The sequence below is a fragment of the Sphingobacterium sp. SGG-5 genome (genome assembly GCF_011043525.1).
Classification (GTDB): Bacteria; Bacteroidota; Bacteroidia; order Sphingobacteriales; family Sphingobacteriaceae; genus Sphingobacterium.
This window is the reverse complement of the sequence record NZ_JAAKGO010000014.1, coordinates 16,247-35,687: the sequence shown is the minus strand read 5'-3', so window position 1 is coordinate 35,687 and position 19,441 is coordinate 16,247. Positions and strand designations below refer to the sequence as shown.

The window sequence follows — 19,441 nt, the reverse complement described above, 5'->3', positions numbered from 1 at the left end:
ATAGAATTTGCAAACAATAAAACGAAAGAATGAAAAGCAGAAATAGTCTACTGATTTTGCTGACCTGCATAGGTTTTTCCCTTCAGGCGCAGCATAGCAAATATCCAATGGAGCGCCCGACGCGTGATACGCCGGCACCGATCGAGGGTAAATATGATATCTATCCCGATCAACTCAAGCAGGTAGTCAAGGGGATTGGTGTGGAAATATATTCGGATCAACTGAACAACAACAGTGATGGCATGAACATGAAACAAAAGGGCATGTTGCACGATATAACTCCGGCAGAGCGTACTCGCCTGTATAAAGAAATGTTGACCGGATTCCGTTATGCCCGTTTGGCAGGGGGACTGTATCTCCGGGGGATGGATGCGGAGAAGAAGCAATTACGGGGCAGGTGGCCCACGCAAATGGCTGAACTCCAGGAAATGGTAGCAGGGTCCGGTATCGAAGGGGTTTCTTTTGAATATTTTTCGCCCCTGCCGTATTGGAAGGCAAACCAAAAACTCACGGGAAGAGATGGTAGTGATAACGTGTTGCGGTGTTTCGGAAAGGATTTTAAAAATGACCCCATATATAAGGGAGATACGACAAGATTTCTAAATGACTTTGCGGACGCTGTTGTCAAAGATATTCAGTTTTTAAAAAGTAATGGCCTACCGGTTTCTTTTTTCGGTTTACAAAATGAACCAATGTCTGATACGCGATATTCTTCCTGTGTGTATAAGAATCTGCCCGTCGATAAATATGGAATGGCGTACGTGGCAGTAGCGAAGAAAATACGGGAAATAGATCCTCGTATTCGTATTATCGGTGATTCACAGGGCCTTCGTCTAATTAAGCCTGTGGTGGCAAATTCGGCGACGCGCGATTTGGTAGATTATATGGTGATGCATCATGGTGGTGTCGATTCCAAGCAAGTTCAGCCGATAAAATCCTATCATGGTAAAGCTTTATTTCAAAATGAATATTCATATTCCGGCGGTGGTATGGCTTCATCGGCCAGGTGTATCAATACTGTTCAGCACATCATGAACTGGTTTCAGCGACGGGAAGCTCCTTCTTGGTTTTGGCTGCATGCGCTAATGCCTTACGATATGAAGATGTCTAGTGGACGAGCGTTGGGCTTGTACCGACCAGCATATGATACCGACGATACCAAATATCCAGCGGGTTTAAAACCAGGACACTGGGAATGGAATCCACACAACTGGCATGCGCTTGGTAGCGTTATCAAACATATGCCTTGGGATTCACAAGTTGTGACAGTGAAAGAGCACAAAGTAGATGAGGACCTGCGCATACTGGCTTATAGAAAACCTAATGGAAAATTAGTCGTCATGCTGTCAAACCGTAGTTTTGATAAGCACCGATTCATATTAAATACGCGAACTGACGGTGTATTTAAAGGTTATCGCTACACGCCTGATGAGGCTGGTGCTGATTTCATGGGTGTTGAAATAGGAACGTTGAAAGGGAAAGCCATCAGTCCAGAGGTGCCGGATATGGCCTGGGAGTTTTGGGAAGAACAATAGTCATAAAAACAGATACTTACTTTATATTTTATAATTGACGTTACACATGAATGCCGTAAAATTATTTTATTTATCGCTGTTAATCAGTGTTGCGAACTACAGCTGTCGTTCGCAGGTTTCAGAAAAGCCAGTGTTTAGCGGGATTTACCCCCACCTTGCCTACTATAATAATGAAGGGGAATGTGGCACTGGGGCTGTGGTTCCTTGGGCGGATCGCCTATGGGTCATTACCTATGCTCCGCACAAGCCAACACAGTCATCCGACAAACTCTATGAGATCACACCGGACTTGCAACAGATTGTCCGGGAGGAGAGTGTGGGTGGTACGCCGGCCAATAGGCTTATCCATGCGGAGAGCAACCAGCTGTTTATCGGGCCTTATGCCATCGATGCACAGCGACATGTAAAAGTGATTTCATACGACGATGCGCCAGGCAGATATACCGGCGCCGCTAGGCATCTTACCGACCCGGCTAACAAAATCTATATCGCAACGATGGAAGAAGGATTTTATGAAGTAGATGTACACACGCTGAAAACAAACACGCTTTATGAAGATGGTAATTCGCTCCAAAGGGCGGGAAGATCTGCTGATTATAGCCGGCTTCTACCCGGCGCCCATGGGAAAGGGCTTTACTCCGGACAGGGTGTATTGATCTATTCCAATAATGGGGAGAAAAGCGACGCAGCAATGAAACAGTTTGATGTCGAAGCTGGCGTACTGGCGGAATGGAACGGAAAAGACTGGAAGGTGATACGTCGAAACCAATTTACCGAAATTACCGGTCCCGGAGGGATCCATGGAAATACAAACCCGGCGAAAGATCCAATATGGGCAACAGGCTGGGATAATAAATCGGTCCTTTTAGGCGTTCGGTCAGCTGAAGTAGGCTGGACGTTTTATCGTTTGCCTAAGGCCAGCCACACCTATGATGGTGCCCATGGTTGGAATACGGAATGGCCGCGTATCCGTGATGTAGGCACCGCAGCTAATCCAGATTATCTGATGACGATGCATGGTCTGTTCTGGAAGGTCCCGGCGCAGCTTGCTGTTGGGCAAACAGCGGGTATCCGTCCTCGTTCGGCTTATCTGAAAGTGATAGGCGATTATACCCGATGGAATAACCAATTGGTATTTGGATGTGATGATTCGGCACAGAAAGAATTTTTGAATACCCGAGGCATCAAAGGAGGCATAGAAGGACCGGGGCAATCCAACTCGAATTTGTGGTTTACCTCGCTTGATCAGCCAGATCACTTAGGACCCAATACGGCCGAAGGGGCAGTCTGGCTGTCGGAGCAGATCATGGCGAATGAAGTTTCAGAACCTTTTTTGTTTGCAGGTTGGAAGAACAGAGCTGTCTGGATTAAAAATGAAGGTACGGAAAAAACATCGTTTCTTTTGGAAACCGACCTGCAGGGAGATGGTAAATGGACAGCGTTAAAAACGATCGATCTACAGGCCGGTGAAACCGCAAATTGGATGTTTGACGAAAAGGATAAAGGTGAGTGGATACGCGTGAAAAGTAGTGCGCAAACTAAAGCGACAGTGCATTTTACATATACAGACCATTCCCGTTACCCGAATGGGAATACAAGTTTATTTGCAGGAGTTGCGACTATAAATGACCGGGAGGAGGGTTTTACGGGAGGTTTATTGTATGGTTTGGGGGATAACAGAAGAGCATTGGGTATATTGGCCGGAACTATTAGAAATAATCAGTTTTCAGAAAAAGGATATTATGAGTTGGATGGTGATATGAAACTGGTTAAGAAAAACGACCCCCAAACGGCGACCTTTATTCGGGAAAAATTTGCTATCCCGAAAGATGTTGTTACGATCGACAATTCGTCAGTACTGATCGTTGACGATAGCGGACGCCGGTGGCGTTTACCTTTAGGACCTGATGCTTTTATCGATTATACGCGGGACAATGTATTGCGGATATGTCGGGAGGTGGCAACGGAACGTGATCTATTGAGCCTGCAAGGCACATTTTATGAACTGCCTGCTGAAAATGCCGACGGGTTTGCTAAAATGCGACCTATTTCCTCTCATAAGCTCACCATACACGATTATGCCTCGTATCGCGGATTATTGGTGATGACAGGAATCCATTCGGCCTCCGGTAATGAACATATTATTACTTCGGATGATGGACAGGCTCAGGTTTGGGTAGGGGCAATAGACGACCTGTGGAAACTCGGAAAGCCGATAGGGCACGGAGGTCCTTGGAAGGACGCTAATGTAAAAAGGAATATTCCATCGGATCCTTACCTTATTGGCTTCTATGACAAAAAGACGTTGGAATTATCACATCAGGGAAATAAACCGGTTACATTTGATATCCAGGTAGAACCTATAGGACATGGTCCTTGGATGACCTATAAAAAAGTAGTCGTCAATCCGGGAGAGACTTTCAAGCATACGTTCCCATCGTCATTTCAAGCGCGGTGGATACGGTTTAAAGCGGAGTCAGATTGTGTAGCAACAGCGTGGCTTAACTACCGATAAGAAAATAGGCAGGCTTTACACGTGGATTTTTACAACAATGAAAAATAGTAAATCATTATGCGTGACCTTCGCCTTATTTGCTGCAGTTACTGCGTTGGCAGGTTGCAAAAAAAATAAGATTTCTGCGGATAACTATCCTTCTGTTGCTGTAGATTCCGATGTAGAAGTTACAGGCCTAAGTTTAGATGGGAAAGCATTTTTACTTGATGGCGAGCCTTTCTATCCACGAGGTTATATTTTTGAGTCATTGCTTTATACACGAGATAATTTAATAAAGTACAGCAAGGATCCAGCACATGAAGAATTTTGTACGAGACAATTGGAGGCTCAGGATTTTTATTTTGGTGAGGGGAAATTCGGTAATAACTCAGGTCTCGACTTGGCACGTAACTGGGGCGCTAATACCATCCGGCTTAACGTCAACCAGGCCGCTCTTGATCCTCAAAATCAATATTATTCCGAGGACTATGTACACATGATTCAGCGGGCTGTTCAAGCTGCCCGGGAAAAGGGTTTTGTGGTTATTTTAACAATTTTTGTTGCGGCCAACCGCAATATACCCCAACCTATGCGGGATGAAAATCCAAACTCTCCGCTGAATAATCAGGTGTCGTTCAGGGCTTGTGTAAAACTGGGGGAACTTTTTGGACATGATTCGTATATCATGCTCGAGACTTTAAATGAGCCTTGGTCCCCCACGAGAACGGATATCGGCTGGCAAATCTATAGAGATGGTGGGATGCCGACATCGGGTACTTTTAGAGGCGTAAAGTTTGTTGGCGTAAATACCATCATTAAAACCCTACGGAAGGGGGGCGCTAAAAATTTCATCATCGTACAAGGTTTGCTGATGACTTTCAAAGGGTTTCCCGGTGGTTTTGAAGACCCATTGGACAAAATAGTTTATTCCGTGCATCCTTTCTTCGGTGATGGGTCGGATTTAAAAGCGATCGACTGGGATGGAAACTTTGGATTTATGGCGGACCATTACCCTTTCTTAATTACTGCATGGCAAGCGAAGGTGAGTGGGGGATGGTGTGAAGCATTCGGTATACATACACCTATAGTATTCCTTGACTACATACGATCTAAAAATATCGGCATGATGGCTTATGCACTTGACATCCCATTTACCACGGTTAGAGATTTTAGAACCGATCCGATAGTGCCTACTGTTTTGGGGGATAAATGTTCAACTTGGGCAGGTCGGGGTACTGGGGAAATTGTGAGAGATTATTTTTTGTCTTACTGAAGACGTGCGTTTTAGCACCTCGAAAAGATACTGTATGCTGAAAATATAAACGATTATACATATATTGATTGAAATATGCAAAAGAACTCTATACTTTATAATAGGCGTGATTTCCTCAAAACAGGAGCGTCGGCTGCCGCAGGTCTGCTGATTGTACCACGGCACATATTGGGTGGTGCGGGTTTTGTCGCGCCAAGCGACCGGATTAACCTGGGATATATTGGTGTTGGTAAACAGGCGCATACTCTATTGAAAAATATGGGTAAAGTGGAAGAAACTATTGTTCTTGCAGCATGCGACGTGGATAAAAAGAAATTGGCTCATTTTGTAGGCTTAGCTACCCAAGTCAATACTGCCAAAGTCGGCCATCAGGTAGAGGGGTATAACGATTATCGTGAACTATTGGCACGGCCGGATATAGACGCGGTTGTAGTAGCTACGCCCGACCACTGGCATGCCTTAAATGTTATTGATGCGGCAAAAAATGGAAAGGATATCTATTGTGAAAAGCCATTGGCGCTAACGATCGACGAAGGCAGAGCCATGGTGAATGCCGTGAAGAAATACAAGCGGGTCCTGCAGACCGGTAGCATGCAGCGGTCACAATATAATTTTAGACGAGCGGCCGAGTTGGTAAGGAACGGTTATATTGGCGAAATAAAAGAAATAAATGTCGCTGTGGGTGAGCCGGTTAAGCAATGTGATCTGCCTACGATGCCGACACCTGACTATCTGGATTGGGATCGGTGGATAGGACCGTCGCTGTATCGCGGTTATCATCCCACTCTTTCGCCGCCGCTTGAAGATAATAAATGGGCATGGTGGCGAGGCTATCATGGTTTTGGGGGTGGTTATATTACCGATTGGGGTGCACACATGTTTGATATTGTACAATGGGCTTTAGGTATGGATGATTCGGGTCCGGTAGCTTTCGTGCCACCTGAACAACCGGATGCCATAAACGGTTTGTATTTTACGTATGCCAATGGCATACAGGTGAATCATAAGCCTTGGGGGAAACATAATGCTATTCAATTTGTCGGTAGGGAGGGAAAGATAGAGGTTTCCAGACAGTTTCTGCACGTCGAGCCGGAGGGTCTGATGAATGGGGAATTGAAAACTTCAGATCGACAGCTTTACCGATCGGAAAATCATTATCAGGATTGGATTGATGCTATTAAAAAGCGAAGTAAGCCTATTGCACATGTAGAAATAGGGCATCGGACGGCTACGGTTTGTAATGCGGTTAATATAGCGTACGAACTTCAGCAGCCCTTGAAATGGAATCCACGAAAGGAAGAATTTGATAACCCCTATGCCAATAGACTAAAAAGCAGACCCTATAGAAAAGGTTGGAATTATATGGATTTTTAATCTGGCATACATTTAGATTATATACACGCAAATGAAACATCAAAAATATTCACGTCGCCAGTTTCTGACGTCTACTTCTATTGCTCTAGCTGGCGCAGCAATCGCTTCGAAACCAGTATGGGGTATGCCGTCTTATATTCCAAATTTGGGTAAGCCTAATTCCCTTTTTAAAGGCGTACAGATCGGTGTAATTACCTATTCTTTTCGGAGCCTACCCAGTAGTGCAGAGCAATTGCTGCAATATTGTCTGGATTGTAACATCAGCGCGATAGAACTGATGGGTACACCGGCAGAACAATTCGCGGGCGCACCAGCGGCTCCGCCACGTGTAAAAGATGCCGTGGAACGTAAAGCAGTTATGGCCGAATATCACCGTAAATTAGCCGAATGGCGTAGCCAGGTGCCGATGACAAAATTTGAGCAGCTTAAGCAAATGTATAATAAGGCAGGTGTTTCGATTTATGGGTATAAACCCAATGCATTAGGAGTAAACAATACCGATGCCGAGATCGATTATGCCCTGCGGGCTGCAAAGGCATTGGGTGCTAATCAGGTTAATGTAGAATATCCAAAAAAACCAGGGCAGACCAAGCGGCTAGGAAGCATTGCTGCTCGTCATAAAATCCATGTAGGTTACCATGGTCATTTGCAACAAACGTTCGATATGTGGGATGGCGCATTGGAGCAATCGCCTTATAATGCCATTAATTTTGATATGGGCCATTACGTGGCAGCAGGTTTTGACCCCATTGCATTCCTCCATGCCAAACAGGAGCATATCGTGAGTATGCATACGAAAGATCGCAAGACGAAGGAAAATGGAGGTGCTAACCTGCCTTGGGGTGAAGGTGATACACCTATTGACGAAGTACTGCAGCTCATGTCGAAGCGAAGCTATAAATTTCCAGCTACGATCGAACTCGAATATGCTATTCCGGCAGGTTCTGATGCTGTGAAGGAGGTTGCTAAATGTGTGGAATATGCGCGAAAGGCATTGAACGCTTAAGGAAGAGGGAGAACGCCATGTTGTTATTATTTATTTGTAGTTTTTTTATAGTTATTTCGGCAGCTGCCCAGGAGAAGAGCACATACGTCTATAAGACGATTGAGGAGAGGCCGTTGAAATTGGATGTGTATACGCCGGAAGTATCTGATCAAAAAGAACGACCAGTGGTTATTTTCTTTCATGGGGGAGGATTTATTATTGGTACACGGGAATTGCACAAATACCAGTGTGCGTATTTTGCAAAAAAAGGAATGGTTGCGGTGTCAGCTGACTATCGTCTGTTGGCCAGAGGTGCAGATCCGCAGACCGAGGTGCCCAAATGTATCATGGACGCAAAAAGTGCCGTTCGATGGGTGAAACAACATGCAGGGGAATTTCATATAGATACCAATCGGATTTTCCTTGCAGGAGCTTCTGCAGGAGGTTTTTTGGCGACAGCAGCAGCGCTCAATACGGATATAAATGAGGAATCCGATGATTTGAGTGTTACTGTAAATGTAGCGGCGCTCATGCTGTTCAATCCGGCCTATACGCCCGAAAAGAGATATACCCCATCTTTGTTGCCTTATGTTTCCCCTGCAAATCCGCCAACTGTCCTGTTCTATGGTGATGCGGATAAGTTTAAACCCGGCGGCGACAAATTCTTCAATTTGCTCAGCAAAGAAAAAGTAGTCACAGCGTTCTGGGTTGCCCGTGGGGAAACACATTCTTTTTATAAGAAACCCGGCTGGAATGAAGCGACATGTCGGAAAGCCTACAATTTTTTAGTGAAAAATAAGCTGATAAAAGGAAAGCAGGAAAAGGAAGTTCCGGGATTTGAGATGCAATCCCAATCACATATCATGTAGCGCCATGATCACATTGATAGCTATACATAAACAATGAATCAACAAGCAAGAAAAATGAAACTATATATAGCAGCGTTCTTTTTTTTATGGCATATTAGCATCGGTTGTGCCCAAGACAGACCAAATATTTTGTGGATTACAATCGAGGATACTTCTCCACATTTTATAGGTTGCTACGGCAACGAGGAGGCGAAGACCCCCAATATAGATCGTTTAGCTGCAGAGGGTGTCCGTTTTACCGGTGCATTCTCGACAAACACCGTGTGTTCGCCGAGCCGTACCGCCTTGATTACAGGAGTGCCTACTTTTGAAGCCGGGACGGGACATCACCGAAGTAAATATCCCGTGCCCGATTTTATGCATGGATTTCCCTATTATATGCAGCAATCCGGTTATTATACCAGCAACAACTTTAAGACCGATTACAATGTAGCGGATGCAAAATCCTACGTTGCGGATGCTTGGGACGAAAGCAGTAAGACAGCTGGCTGGTGGAACCGCAGACCCGGACAGCCCTTCTTTGCCGTTTTCAATTACATGGACAGCCACCAATCGCGGACCATGACAAGCCCCTATGAAAAATACACAAACGACGTATTGGGTGAGCTGTCTTTAGATGAACGTATCGGGGATGCTGATTTTCAGATGCCGCCTTTTCTGCACGACAGCCCGGAAATGCGTAAGCAATTTGCCCGGGTGTATAATGCGTTAAAACTGACAGACAACAAGATTGGTGAACTGCTACAACGTCTGGAAAAGGATCATCTGACCGACAGTACCATTATCTTTTTCTTCAGCGATCATGGAGAAGGGATTCCCAAAGGCAAAACCAATGGGATCAATTTGGGTTACCGCGTGCCGTTCGTAGTGTGGTTCCCGCCTATGTACCGGCATCTCTCTCCTTGGGGCACCGGTGTAGTTACGGATGAATTGGTTAGTTTTGAAGATCTTGCGCCGACGCTTATCGCGCTGACCGAAGGCAAGGTGCCGGCTCATATGAAAGGACGTATCCTTATAGGAAAACAGCGATCGGAGCCTGTATCCTTCCTTGAATTGTCGTCAGACCGTTCCGATAACGGTATCGATCTGGTGCGGAGTATCACGGATGGTAGGTATATGTATTCCAGGAACTATATGCCGTTTATGCCCCAGGTGAGGTACATCAATTATATGGAAATCAGCGAAATAAAGCAACAGATGCGACAGGATTTGGCTGACGGAAAGCTAAATTCCCCACAAAAAGAGTTGTTTGAACACCGCCCGGCGGAGTTTCTGTTCGATACCGAAAAAGATCCGTGGGAAATCCATAATCTGGCAGACGATCCACATTATTATTCGCAATTAGCACAGATGCGTACACAGCTGGAGCAGTCTATATTGCAATCCAGAGACGTGATGTTTCTACCGGAATACGAACTGGCCGAAATTGCACGAACGGGCACAGCGTATGAATACCGCATGGATGATGCACGTTATCCGATAAAGGACATATATGCTGCCGCGAAACTATCGGGTACGCGGGGTAAGGAAACTGCTGTTCGGCAGATGGAATTACTTACCCATAAAAATAAGATCGTTCGTTACTGGGCTGCGTTAGGACTGCGGTCACAAGATAAAAATTTATTGCAGGCCTATAGATCCCAGTTGATAAGTAAAATTCACGATGCCTATCTGCCTGTCAGCATCACTATGGCGGCCATCGTTTACGATACATTTGCCGATAAAGAGGCCGAAGAGATCATCAAGCAGACGGCGGCATCGGCCAATCCCCATGCCGCGCTAATGGCGCTGAATTATCTGCTATATCTAGCAAACCCGGAACCTTTTGTTGTAGGAGTGCGCACAATAAGTGAAAGATCCCATCTTAATGAAAATGTCGACTGGGCTTGTAAGGATTTTTTAACACGCGTAAAAAACAGACACTGATATGAAGAAAATAATACTGATATTTTGCTTGATTGCCGGCAGTACCTGTCAGGTATGGTCACAGGAAGGGCGGATAAAGCGACCAAATATCATCTTTATCCTGATGGATGATATGGGATACGGCGATCTGGGAATGTTTTTCCAGAAGCTCAGGCAAGAGAAAGCTGCGCGAGACGAACCGTGGCTACTGACCCCCAATCTGGATCAGATGGGAGCAGAAGGTGCAATATTGCCGCATCACTACTCGGCTGCTCCTGTCTGTGCGCCCTCCCGGGCATCCATACTGTTGGGTGTCAGTCAGGGCCATGCCAATGTGCGGGACAATCAGTTCGATAAAGCTCTGGAAGATAACTATACACTGGGCAATGTACTTCAGAAAGCCGGTTATCGTACTGCGGCAATCGGTAAATGGGGATTACAGGGCGAGGGGGTAGGCCCGGATTGGCCGGCACATCCCCTGAAACGGGGCTTTGATTATTATTTTGGTTATATGGCCCATGTAGATGGACATGAACATTATCCGAAGGAGGGTGTATATAAGGGCAGTAAAAAAGTGTGGGAGAACTATAATGAGATCAGCGGCGATCTGGATAAGTGTTATACGGGCGACCTCTTCACCGCAGTTGCGAAACGGTATATTGTGGCACATCAGAAGGAGAAGACGGATCAGCCTTTTTTTATGTATCTGGCCTACGATACACCGCATGCCGTACTGGAGCTTCCTACCCAGGCCTATCCGGAGGGGAGTGGGCTAAATGGAGGTGTACAGTGGTTAGGCAGACCGGGGCATATGATCAATACGGCATCGGGAACAGTTGATTCGTATATGTATCCCCAATATGCAGGAGCGACATATGATGACGATAACAATACAGCTACGCCCGAAGTCCCCTGGCCGGATACGTATAAACGCTATGCTTCTGTAAACTGCCGTATCGATGAGCAGGTTGCCGATGTTTTGCAGCTGTTGAAGGATCTGAAGATAGATGACAATACCTTGGTGGTCTTTACTTCCGACAACGGTACATCGGCAGAGTCGTATCTGCCCGAACCCTACAGGCCTGATTTTTTTCGGGGTTTTGGACCATTTGACGGTATCAAGCGGGATCTTTATGAAGGAGGTGTCCGGGTGCCGGCCATCGTGTGGTGGCCCGGTGTGATTACACCGCATACGGTAGTTAATACACCCAATATCTCTTACGACTGGTTGCCTACATTTGCCGAAGCAGCCGGTTCCGCAGCACCGGTCCGTAGTGACGGTGTCTCCCTGCTGGCATCCCTGACAAAGAAAGGCAAGCAGGAAGAAAGCCGGATATATGCAGAATATTTTCATCCCGGAACCATGCCAAGGTATACCGCATTTAGGCCTGAGCACCGCGGCAAGCGCCGTGGGCAGATGCAGATGGTACATATTGATGGGCTGATGGGTGTAAGGTACAATATACGGTCTGCAGAAGACGATTTTGAGATCTATGATGTAGTAAACGATCCGCAGCAGGCCCAAGATCTGGCGAAAGAAAATCCTGCCCTGCAGCAACGGATGAAGGACCGTGTGCTGCAGATGCGTTTTCCCGATACTTCTGCCGCAAGACCGTATGACGGTGCTCCCGTACCTTCTCTTGGTACCGGTGAAATCGATGCGGGTAAACTCAAGGCGAAGTCCTATCGGGTACATACACCCTGGGTACCACAGATACGGGGTCTGGAACCAACTTCTGTGATGCTTGTAAACAACTTTACAGAAGTACCAAAGGAGACTGATATGATTGTCTTTGAAGGTCACATCCATGCACCCGCAGATGGCGAGTATACATTCTATTTATCCACAGATCATAAAGCCTTTGTTCGTATGCATGATATTGGTTTGATAGATGCGGATTATGGATATTCTCCGGGCAGGGAAAAACAGTCCAAACTGAATCTGAAAGCCGGCTACCACCCGGTAAAGATCTATTATCGGACAATTCCGGGCAATACCCGGAAGTTGCAATTCGAATGGAGCTATGAAGGTGGGCCGAGAACAGGTTGGAAATAATTGAAATCGACACAAAATTATTCTCATGAAAAAAATTATAGGTATTGTAAGTATTTGCTTATTCGCTATTGTAAAATTATATGCCCAGGGTGAACCGCTCGAATTGGTTTATAAGCAAGTAGATACAACGCAGTTGAAGATGAAAGTGTATTATCCGGCAGATTATCAAAAAGGAGATCAGCGCCCGGCAATTATTTTATTCTTTGGAGGTGGATGGAATGGAGGAAGTATGAATCAATTCCGGATGCATGCACGGCATTTTGCTTCCAAAGGTATGGTTGCCATTACAGCAGATTACCGTGTGAAAAAGCGTCAAAATACCACGCCTTTTGAGTGCGTTAAAGATGCACGGTCAGCAATACGTTACCTTCGTGAACATGCGGAGGAATTGGGTATAGATACAGCCCGTATCGCTGCCGGTGGAGGATCCGCCGGAGGACATATTGCTGCGGCAGCAGACCTGACAGGGATAGATGAAGCTACGGATAATCTGTCTGTTGATCCACGGCCTGATGCCCTGGTACTTTTTAATCCGGTATTTAATAACGGTCCGGGGAATTATGGATACGAGCGCCTGACAGAACGCTATCTGGAAATTTCACCCTTTCATAATATCCGGAAAGGAGCAGCCCCGACCATTGTCTTTTTGGGTACCCAGGATAAGCTGATACCGGTGGAAACGGCAAAAGCGTACCAACGGAAAATGCAGGAAGTCGGTAGTCGTTGTGATCTGTTCCTGTATGAAGGACAGGGTCATGGTTTTTTTAATTATAGTCCGAAAAGAGATAAAAAGTATTATAACGAGACTGTGGGCGAAGCCGTGAAGTTTCTGGTGTCTTTAGGTTATATTAAAAAATAAAATAAGGAACTTGGAATAATTGATCCGGCTATAAAGCAGAAAGCAGTACCATAATGGCACCGCCTTCCGCAATAAATAGATGTTAAGGGAGTAAGCTATTTATAATTCTTCGTCATGCTGGCTCATATCCAGTCCCACAAGTTCTTCTTGTTCGGTAACACGTAAGGGTGTAATCAGATCTGTGATCTTGAGCAGTAGAAGAGAACCAAAGAATGCGAATGCAGATGCGCCTACAAGAGCAATGAGATGTGCCGTGAACAAACCTGTCTCCCCGAAGAAAAGACCGTTGGTTGTTACAGCGGAATTGACACTGCTGTGTGCAAACACAGCGGTTAGGAGCATACCCACCATTCCGCCGACTCCGTGACAAGGAAATACGTCTAAGGTGTCATCGATACCCTTTTTTGTTCGCCATATCACGACTAAATTACTAATCACTGCAGCAACCACACCAATAACGAGTGAATGAGGAATGGTGACAAAACCCGCTGCCGGAGTAATAGCGACTAAGCCAACAACGGCACCGATACAGGCACCCATTGCTGACGGCTTCTGTCCTTTCAGGATATCGAAAAAAATCCACCCTATGGCAGCGGCAGCTGAAGCAGTGGTTGTTGTAGCAAATGCGGAAGCTGCAAGTTCATTTGCTCCGCCCGCAGAACCGGCGTTAAAGCCAAACCAGCCAAACCATAATAAGCCTGTACCCAAGATAACATAGCTGATCCGTGCTGGCGTGTGTGTTTGCTCTTTTCTTTTACCCAGGTAAAGAGCAGATGCTAAGGCTGCCCAGCCTGCTGACATGTGTACGACAGTGCCTCCTGCAAAGTCTAAGACACCCATTGTTGCTAAGATACCATCTGGATGCCAAGTAGCATGTGCTAACGGTGCATAAATTACAAGCACAAACAGGGTGATAAATATCAGGTAAGCATTGAATTTTATACGCTCTGCAAAAGCCCCTGTAATGAGAGCTGGAGTGATAACGGCAAATTTAAGCTGAAACATGGCAAATAGGGCAATCGGGACAGTGGGTAATGCAGCCCATGCATTATTTCCGAGCATACCTTTCATCATAAAGAAAGTAGATGGATTGCCGATTATACCACCTATATCGTCTCCAAATGCCAGGCTGAAACCGAAGACTACCCAGATGATGGTAATCAGTCCCATACAGACAAAACTTTGTAACATCGTCGAAATAACATTTTTCTTTCTAACCATGCCTCCATAAAAGAAGGCAAGCCCAGGCGTCATGAGAAGGACGAGTGCTGCAGACATAAGTAGCCAGGCCGTATCGCCTGTATCGAGTGTAACATCTGTCACATGGGTGGTGACAGTTGCGGGAACGATTAGACCTATTAAAACTATAAGTAATAAAAGGCCAAAAGGTAAGGTTTTTTTCATTTTTTTTCTGATTTAGTTAAAAAATTCAGTTGTTTTTAGCTTTTGTTTTGTTGTTGTGTACAAATATTGGTATTTATTTTTTCATTTTATCAATTTTTTACGATAAAAAACTAAAAAATATAAATATTATCTGATAATTTTTATGTTTTTATCATTTAAAATTAGATTTTTTATTGTTTTTAATAAAATAATTACTACAATTGTGTTGTATTTATTATCTATATAATGATTTTTGTGTCATTTATTGTTATTGTTGTTATTTGTTTGTTGTTATTTTAGCTTTTATGATCGATTATTTTGTTTTTTAGATTTTTAAATGCGCTAATTTTAATTGTTTAGTGTTAATTTTAAATGTAAATCGTTATGAAATCTTCTTTTTTAATCTTTTCTTATCTCTTTTTATCTTATTTTTTTGCTTATAGTCAGGAGTCTTCCTCTCCTTTGGAGATATCTGGTTATGCAGATGCATACTGGAAGTATGATTTTGCGGAGCAGCCCAATATCAATACCTATTTTGCTAACGACCAGAATTCGCTTTCTTTAGGTATGTTGGCACTGGGCTTAAAGAAGGTAACCGGTAAAGCAACATTTGTGGGGGAACTGTCTTTTGGTCCTCGTGGGCAGTATCTCACCCTGCCGACGGGGGATGCTAACGATAATTCGAATTCCTTTCACATTCAGAATTTGTATGCCTCGTATGATTTTACGGATAAGTTCAATATGACCGCGGGATATATGGGGACTTTTGTTGGATATGAGGTCATTTCCCCCGCAGCTAATTTCCACTATTCCACTTCGTACTTATTTGGAGCAGGGCCGTTTCAAAATGCGGGTGTAAAAGCGACTTATTCATTTTCGGACAAGGTGTCGTTAATGGCTGGGTTATTCAATGATTGGAATGTATATCAAGATTTGAACGGCTTATCTCATGTGGGAGCGCAGTTATTTGTTTCACCTGTGGAGGGCCTTAGCACCTATGTGAATTTTCTGACTGGAACAGCTGCGGGGGGTGAAACGGACTATACTTCGGGAACTTTGGTCGATCTAGTGGCAAGCTATGATGTATCGGATAAGTTTTCTCTTGGACTGAATGCTGCTGATTATACACAGGCGGCTGAGGGGGGATATAGCGGTGTTGCTCTTTATCCGAAATATAATGTTTCTGAAAATATCGGATTAGGTATAAGAGGGGAATACTTTAAAATTAAGGATGTGGAAGGTGTGGCAGGAGAAGCTTATACGACTGTTACTTTATCGGCTAATCTTAAACATGGGGGGCTGACATTGATCCCGGAATTTCGCTTGGATAGCAATGACCAACCGCTGTTTTTAAAAAAGGACGGTACAACAACTAAGAGCGCTTCTCAGGTTTCCCTGGCACTGGTGTACGCGTTTTAGCCTACGCTAAATCCTTGCGCTTCAAGTCACAGATGAAGAGATGTTTCCTATGTTTGTTAAAGGCAAATGCAGGAGACATCTCTTTTTTTCCTTTGTAGGCTACTCCTTCTCTTTTAATGCCTCTAATTCTTTCCGTAGCGATTCTATTTGTTGCTGTTGCTCCTTGATCGCCGCAACTAATAAAGGAATTAAACTTTCAGAGTCTACACTATCGTATCTAGCCGTTTTCGTGGTGTTCTTTCCTAAGGAGTAGACTTGTGACGATTGCATGGCGATGTCAGGCAAGATGCTTTTGACATTACTTGCCAAAAAACCATATTGATTTCCCTGAGGCAAATTGAGTTTGTTGAATTTTTTCGTATCGTAGTCAAAGGTGATAGGCGTCAGCTTCTTAAGTTGTTCCGTAGAATTGCGGATATCCTGTATGTTGATTTTTAATTCATGTTCATTCAGGAGTTGGGCATTTACCGTTGATAGACCAATGATTACAGAAAACGCGATGATTGCAGTGTGTTTTGAAAATTTCATTTTGTTATTTTTAAATATGGGCGTAAAGGCTTCGTTCGTAAGCTCCTTCGTGTTGGCTAATATATTTAATTCATCAAAGAAATAAAATAGTGTTTTCTAATTAATAGAAGATTTTCAAAAATAAATGGAGATAAAAGGCTGATTGTCAATTGAAATAAATAGCGTGGTAATTTATTGACTTTTATATGATATTTTAACTTTTGACTTTTTGTTTTAAAAGGTTAGTTTTGGGCATTATTTAACAAAAAAATAAAAAAGAGTATGAAAAAATTATTACTTACAATGACTGCAGTAGCAGGATTAGCATTAGCGTCAAACGCACAAGAATTTGGTTTTGACAAAGGAAACTTCATCGTAGAAGGCAACTTGGGTTTCAACACTCAAGATAACAAAAATGCTGAAATTAAGACGACTAATTTTAACTTTAATCCACAAGTTGGTTATTTTGTAACGGACAAAATTGCTGTGGGTATTTTTGCTAAAGTTGGAACTAGTAATGAAGACAATTATGGGGAAGGCGTAGATATTCAAGAAAAAGCAAGTACATTTGATATCGGTGCTTTCGGTCGTTATTATTTCTTAGAACTTGGGTCGCGCTTCAAGACTTATGCTGAAGTTGCTGCTGGTTATGAGTCTGAAAATGGAGAAACTGTTACTGCTGGTTCATCAGTAAAAGATCCAAAAATTAGCGGTTTTGGAGCTAATGCGGGTATCGGTGCACAGTTCTTCTTAACAGACAAAATTGCTGTTAATTATAAATTTGCTAACGTTATCGGTTTCAATAGTTCAAAAGTTGATGTCGATGGTGCAAAAGCTACTACTGGCTTTAATGTAAATCTGAACAGCTTTGAGAATTTCTTTAATTCAGGTCAATTTGGCTTGACTTTCAAATTCTAAGGTTAAAGTTGTTAGGGTATAAGGGTGGCTCAAAAGGCTGCCCTTTCCTTTTGATGTCCAAATTTATTGCTCCAATGTGGAAACTTCCAATTGCAGCGGTTTGCTCTTTTTCAAGGGCAACGTGATCGTAAATGTCGAACCGGTATTGGGTTGACTGGTAATATTGAAATTTCCGCCATTTTCGGTCAACAGCTCCTTACAGAGTAAAAGACCAAGGCCACTCCCGCGCTCACCGTCTGTTCCAATAGTTGGAATTTGTAAGTTTTTGAACAACTGAGCTAACTTATCTTTTGTCATACCTATACCATTGTCTTCGATCGTAATCACAGCTTGTCCTTGAATATTTTTGGCAGAAATGATGACAGTCTCCCCAAAAAAACTATATTTTATGGCGTTGCTGATAATATTTCGCAAAATCATAGTGATTTGATCCTTATCCACATGGACAATCAGGTTTCGATCGATTTCCTCTTGTAGTGTAATTTTCTTCTGACTAGCTTGCGGTGCTAAAAGTTGTAACACTTCCTTGATAGTGGATGCGACGGAGACGTTGGTACGGTGAGCTTTAAGACCATGGATATTGCGTGCACTCCATTTGAGCAGGTTGTCTAATGCTTCTGTAAGATGCGATATCCGATTTTTGATAACATGAGCATGCGTCTTCATTGTCTGCTCGTTAATAATATCTTCTTGGAATAGAGAAAGCATATCTTGCACGGATATCAGCGGACTCCGGATATCGTGGGCGATGATGGAAAAGATATTTTCCATGGCATTGTTCATCTCCTTGAGTTTAGCATGCTGCTCTTGAATTTTGTCTTGGTAGCTAAGCTGAATATTTTTAAAAAAAACGACGACGACAATGATAAAGGAGACCGATCCGATGAAATTAAAGAAAATTCGAGCAGCAGGTACCTGTTGCTCAAAAAATAATGGATTCGGAAAAAAAGCGACTATGAACATCGCGGAGAGGATGAGAATGCCTGAACTTATTTGTATCCACTTTTTATCATAAACCAGCAAGACCACAATAAGTGTACTTAGGAGGAAGTATTCTCCTCCGTTGTCATAAAAGAACCCTCCCAGAAAGAAAAATAAAAAATTACCAAAAGTCAAAACTAACTTTGAACTAGCATAGTGGCGATAGTGATGAAGGATGAGCACAAGAACAGAAGCAATAAAGTTCGATGCATTGATAGCTGATAAAAAATGCCTGCCCTCATACCAGTTTACACAGGAAAAGAAAAAAGTAAATGGTATACAGATCCATGCAATCAAGTTTAGCATCCTGACCTTCTTGCCATCAAGATAAGATATACCCGAATGTATACCTATGGATTCTAAGACTTTACAGTACCGCCATAATTTTTTCATCTCGGGTTCAATTTTTGGGTCTGGCTTTACAAGGTAAACAGCTGTTAAAATTACGAATAAAAAACCATCTGTTTTTAGGATATAGCAGTTTTGTATAAAGTAGAAAAAAAACGGGGTCTCTTCAGTTGAAAAGACCCCGTTTTTTTAAAAAGAAATGCTATCACACTTTGATTTCAACTTCAACGCCTGATGGTAATTCTAATTTCATCAGTGCATCAACAGTTTTTGAATTGGAGGAATAGATATCCAACAATCTCTTGTAGGAGCAGAGTTGAAATTGTTCACGTGCTTTTTTGTTGACGTGTGGTGAACGTAATACCGTATAGATTTTTTTCTGTGTAGGCAATGGAATAGGACCACTAACTACTGCACCTGTAGGTTTTACGGTTTTTACGATTTTTTCAGCTGATTTGTCAACTAAATTGTAATCGTAAGATTTCAATTTGATTCGAATTCTTTGGCTCATTGTGTTTTATTTAAAGTAAAGACC

General features: G+C 43.5%; 15 protein-coding genes. 11 read left to right on the top strand and 4 right to left on the bottom strand.

The genetic code is table 11. The features are described from left to right. The first annotated feature begins 29 nt into the window (after positions 1-29). From G5B30_RS16360 to G5B30_RS16320, 9 genes are all read left to right on the top strand, one after another. On the top strand, positions 30-1,535 hold the full coding sequence (locus tag G5B30_RS16360; RefSeq protein WP_165321087.1) for a hypothetical protein: 1,506 nt from the start codon (positions 30-32) through the stop codon (positions 1,533-1,535). A 46-nt stretch (positions 1,536-1,581) separates the two neighbouring features. Then, on the top strand, positions 1,582-4,050 hold the full coding sequence (locus tag G5B30_RS16355) for a hypothetical protein (RefSeq protein WP_165321086.1): 2,469 nt from the start codon (positions 1,582-1,584) through the stop codon (positions 4,048-4,050). Between the two features lie 37 nt (positions 4,051-4,087). Further along, on the top strand, positions 4,088-5,302 hold the full coding sequence (locus G5B30_RS16350; RefSeq protein WP_165321085.1) for a cellulase family glycosylhydrolase: 1,215 nt from the start codon (positions 4,088-4,090) through the stop codon (positions 5,300-5,302). A 75-nt stretch (positions 5,303-5,377) separates the two neighbouring features. Beyond that, positions 5,378-6,676, top strand: a complete 1,299-nt coding sequence (locus G5B30_RS16345) for a Gfo/Idh/MocA family oxidoreductase (protein ID WP_165321084.1) — start codon at positions 5,378-5,380, stop codon at positions 6,674-6,676. A gap of 31 nt (positions 6,677-6,707) precedes the next feature. After that, positions 6,708-7,682 carry a sugar phosphate isomerase/epimerase family protein gene (locus G5B30_RS16340; protein ID WP_165321083.1) on the top strand — a complete coding sequence of 325 codons (975 nt, stop codon included), beginning with the start codon at positions 6,708-6,710 and terminating at the stop codon, positions 7,680-7,682. Between the two features lie 17 nt (positions 7,683-7,699). Beyond that, positions 7,700-8,530 carry an alpha/beta hydrolase gene (locus G5B30_RS16335; protein WP_165321082.1) on the top strand — a complete coding sequence of 277 codons (831 nt, stop codon included), beginning with the start codon at positions 7,700-7,702 and terminating at the stop codon, positions 8,528-8,530. Between the two features lie 54 nt (positions 8,531-8,584). After that, positions 8,585-10,456, top strand: coding sequence for a sulfatase (locus G5B30_RS16330; protein WP_240903246.1), 1,872 nt, complete (start codon positions 8,585-8,587; stop codon positions 10,454-10,456). Position 10,457: 1 nt separating this feature from the next. After that, positions 10,458-12,491, top strand: coding sequence for a sulfatase-like hydrolase/transferase (locus tag G5B30_RS16325; protein WP_165321080.1), 2,034 nt, complete (start codon positions 10,458-10,460; stop codon positions 12,489-12,491). Between the two features lie 25 nt (positions 12,492-12,516). Beyond that, positions 12,517-13,350 (top strand): alpha/beta hydrolase, encoded by an 834-nt coding sequence (locus G5B30_RS16320; RefSeq protein ID WP_165321079.1) that lies wholly within the window; start codon positions 12,517-12,519, stop codon positions 13,348-13,350. Between the two features lie 99 nt (positions 13,351-13,449). On the opposite strand, the gene G5B30_RS16315 is transcribed toward G5B30_RS16320, so the two are convergent. After that, entirely contained in the window at positions 13,450-14,754 is a 1,305-nt protein-coding gene (locus G5B30_RS16315; RefSeq protein ID WP_165321078.1) for an ammonium transporter, read from the bottom strand. A gap of 363 nt (positions 14,755-15,117) precedes the next feature. Between G5B30_RS16315 and G5B30_RS16310 the strand changes: the two genes are divergently transcribed. Beyond that, positions 15,118-16,152 carry a porin gene (locus G5B30_RS16310; RefSeq protein ID WP_165321077.1) on the top strand — a complete coding sequence of 345 codons (1,035 nt, stop codon included), beginning with the start codon at positions 15,118-15,120 and terminating at the stop codon, positions 16,150-16,152. 99 nt (positions 16,153-16,251) lie between these two features. On the opposite strand, the gene G5B30_RS16305 is transcribed toward G5B30_RS16310, so the two are convergent. After that, a complete protein-coding gene (locus G5B30_RS16305; RefSeq protein WP_165321076.1) occupies positions 16,252-16,680 on the bottom strand; it encodes a tail fiber domain-containing protein in 429 nt (142 codons plus the stop codon). 261 nt (positions 16,681-16,941) lie between these two features. Here G5B30_RS16305 and G5B30_RS16300 point away from each other — a divergent pair, with 261 nt between their 5' ends. Next, the gene (locus tag G5B30_RS16300) at positions 16,942-17,577 is read left to right on the top strand and encodes an outer membrane beta-barrel protein (protein ID WP_165321075.1); all 636 of its coding nucleotides are present in this window, start codon (positions 16,942-16,944) and stop codon (positions 17,575-17,577) included. 63 nt (positions 17,578-17,640) lie between these two features. Here G5B30_RS16300 and G5B30_RS16295 read toward each other — a convergent pair whose 3' ends face one another. Further along, a complete protein-coding gene (locus G5B30_RS16295; protein ID WP_165321074.1) occupies positions 17,641-18,951 on the bottom strand; it encodes a sensor histidine kinase in 1,311 nt (436 codons plus the stop codon). A 160-nt stretch (positions 18,952-19,111) separates the two neighbouring features. Further along, complete coding sequence (gene rpsJ / locus G5B30_RS16290) at positions 19,112-19,417, bottom strand: 30S ribosomal protein S10 (protein WP_165321073.1); 306 nt, start codon at positions 19,415-19,417, stop codon at positions 19,112-19,114. Positions 19,418-19,441: the final 24 nt, after the last annotated feature.

Excerpts from the sequence above, each read along its gene's own strand:
- G5B30_RS16360 (WP_165321087.1), top strand. The coding sequence starts at position 30 with ATGAAAAGCAGAAATAGTCTACTGATTTTGCTGACCTGCATAGGTTTT.
- G5B30_RS16355 (WP_165321086.1), top strand. The coding sequence starts at position 1,582 with ATGAATGCCGTAAAATTATTTTATTTATCGCTGTTAATCAGTGTTGCG.
- G5B30_RS16350 (WP_165321085.1), top strand. The coding sequence starts at position 4,088 with ATGAAAAATAGTAAATCATTATGCGTGACCTTCGCCTTATTTGCTGCA.
- G5B30_RS16345 (WP_165321084.1), top strand. The coding sequence starts at position 5,378 with ATGCAAAAGAACTCTATACTTTATAATAGGCGTGATTTCCTCAAAACA.
- G5B30_RS16340 (WP_165321083.1), top strand. The coding sequence starts at position 6,708 with ATGAAACATCAAAAATATTCACGTCGCCAGTTTCTGACGTCTACTTCT.
- G5B30_RS16335 (WP_165321082.1), top strand. The coding sequence starts at position 7,700 with ATGTTGTTATTATTTATTTGTAGTTTTTTTATAGTTATTTCGGCAGCT.
- G5B30_RS16330 (WP_240903246.1), top strand. The coding sequence starts at position 8,585 with ATGAAACTATATATAGCAGCGTTCTTTTTTTTATGGCATATTAGCATC.
- G5B30_RS16325 (WP_165321080.1), top strand. The coding sequence starts at position 10,458 with ATGAAGAAAATAATACTGATATTTTGCTTGATTGCCGGCAGTACCTGT.
- G5B30_RS16320 (WP_165321079.1), top strand. The coding sequence starts at position 12,517 with ATGAAAAAAATTATAGGTATTGTAAGTATTTGCTTATTCGCTATTGTA.
- G5B30_RS16315 (WP_165321078.1), bottom strand. The coding sequence starts at position 14,754 with ATGAAAAAAACCTTACCTTTTGGCCTTTTATTACTTATAGTTTTAATA.
- G5B30_RS16310 (WP_165321077.1), top strand. The coding sequence starts at position 15,118 with ATGAAATCTTCTTTTTTAATCTTTTCTTATCTCTTTTTATCTTATTTT.
- G5B30_RS16305 (WP_165321076.1), bottom strand. The coding sequence starts at position 16,680 with ATGAAATTTTCAAAACACACTGCAATCATCGCGTTTTCTGTAATCATT.
- G5B30_RS16300 (WP_165321075.1), top strand. The coding sequence starts at position 16,942 with ATGAAAAAATTATTACTTACAATGACTGCAGTAGCAGGATTAGCATTA.
- G5B30_RS16295 (WP_165321074.1), bottom strand. The coding sequence starts at position 18,951 with ATGAAAAAATTATGGCGGTACTGTAAAGTCTTAGAATCCATAGGTATA.
- rpsJ (WP_165321073.1), bottom strand. The coding sequence starts at position 19,417 with ATGAGCCAAAGAATTCGAATCAAATTGAAATCTTACGATTACAATTTA.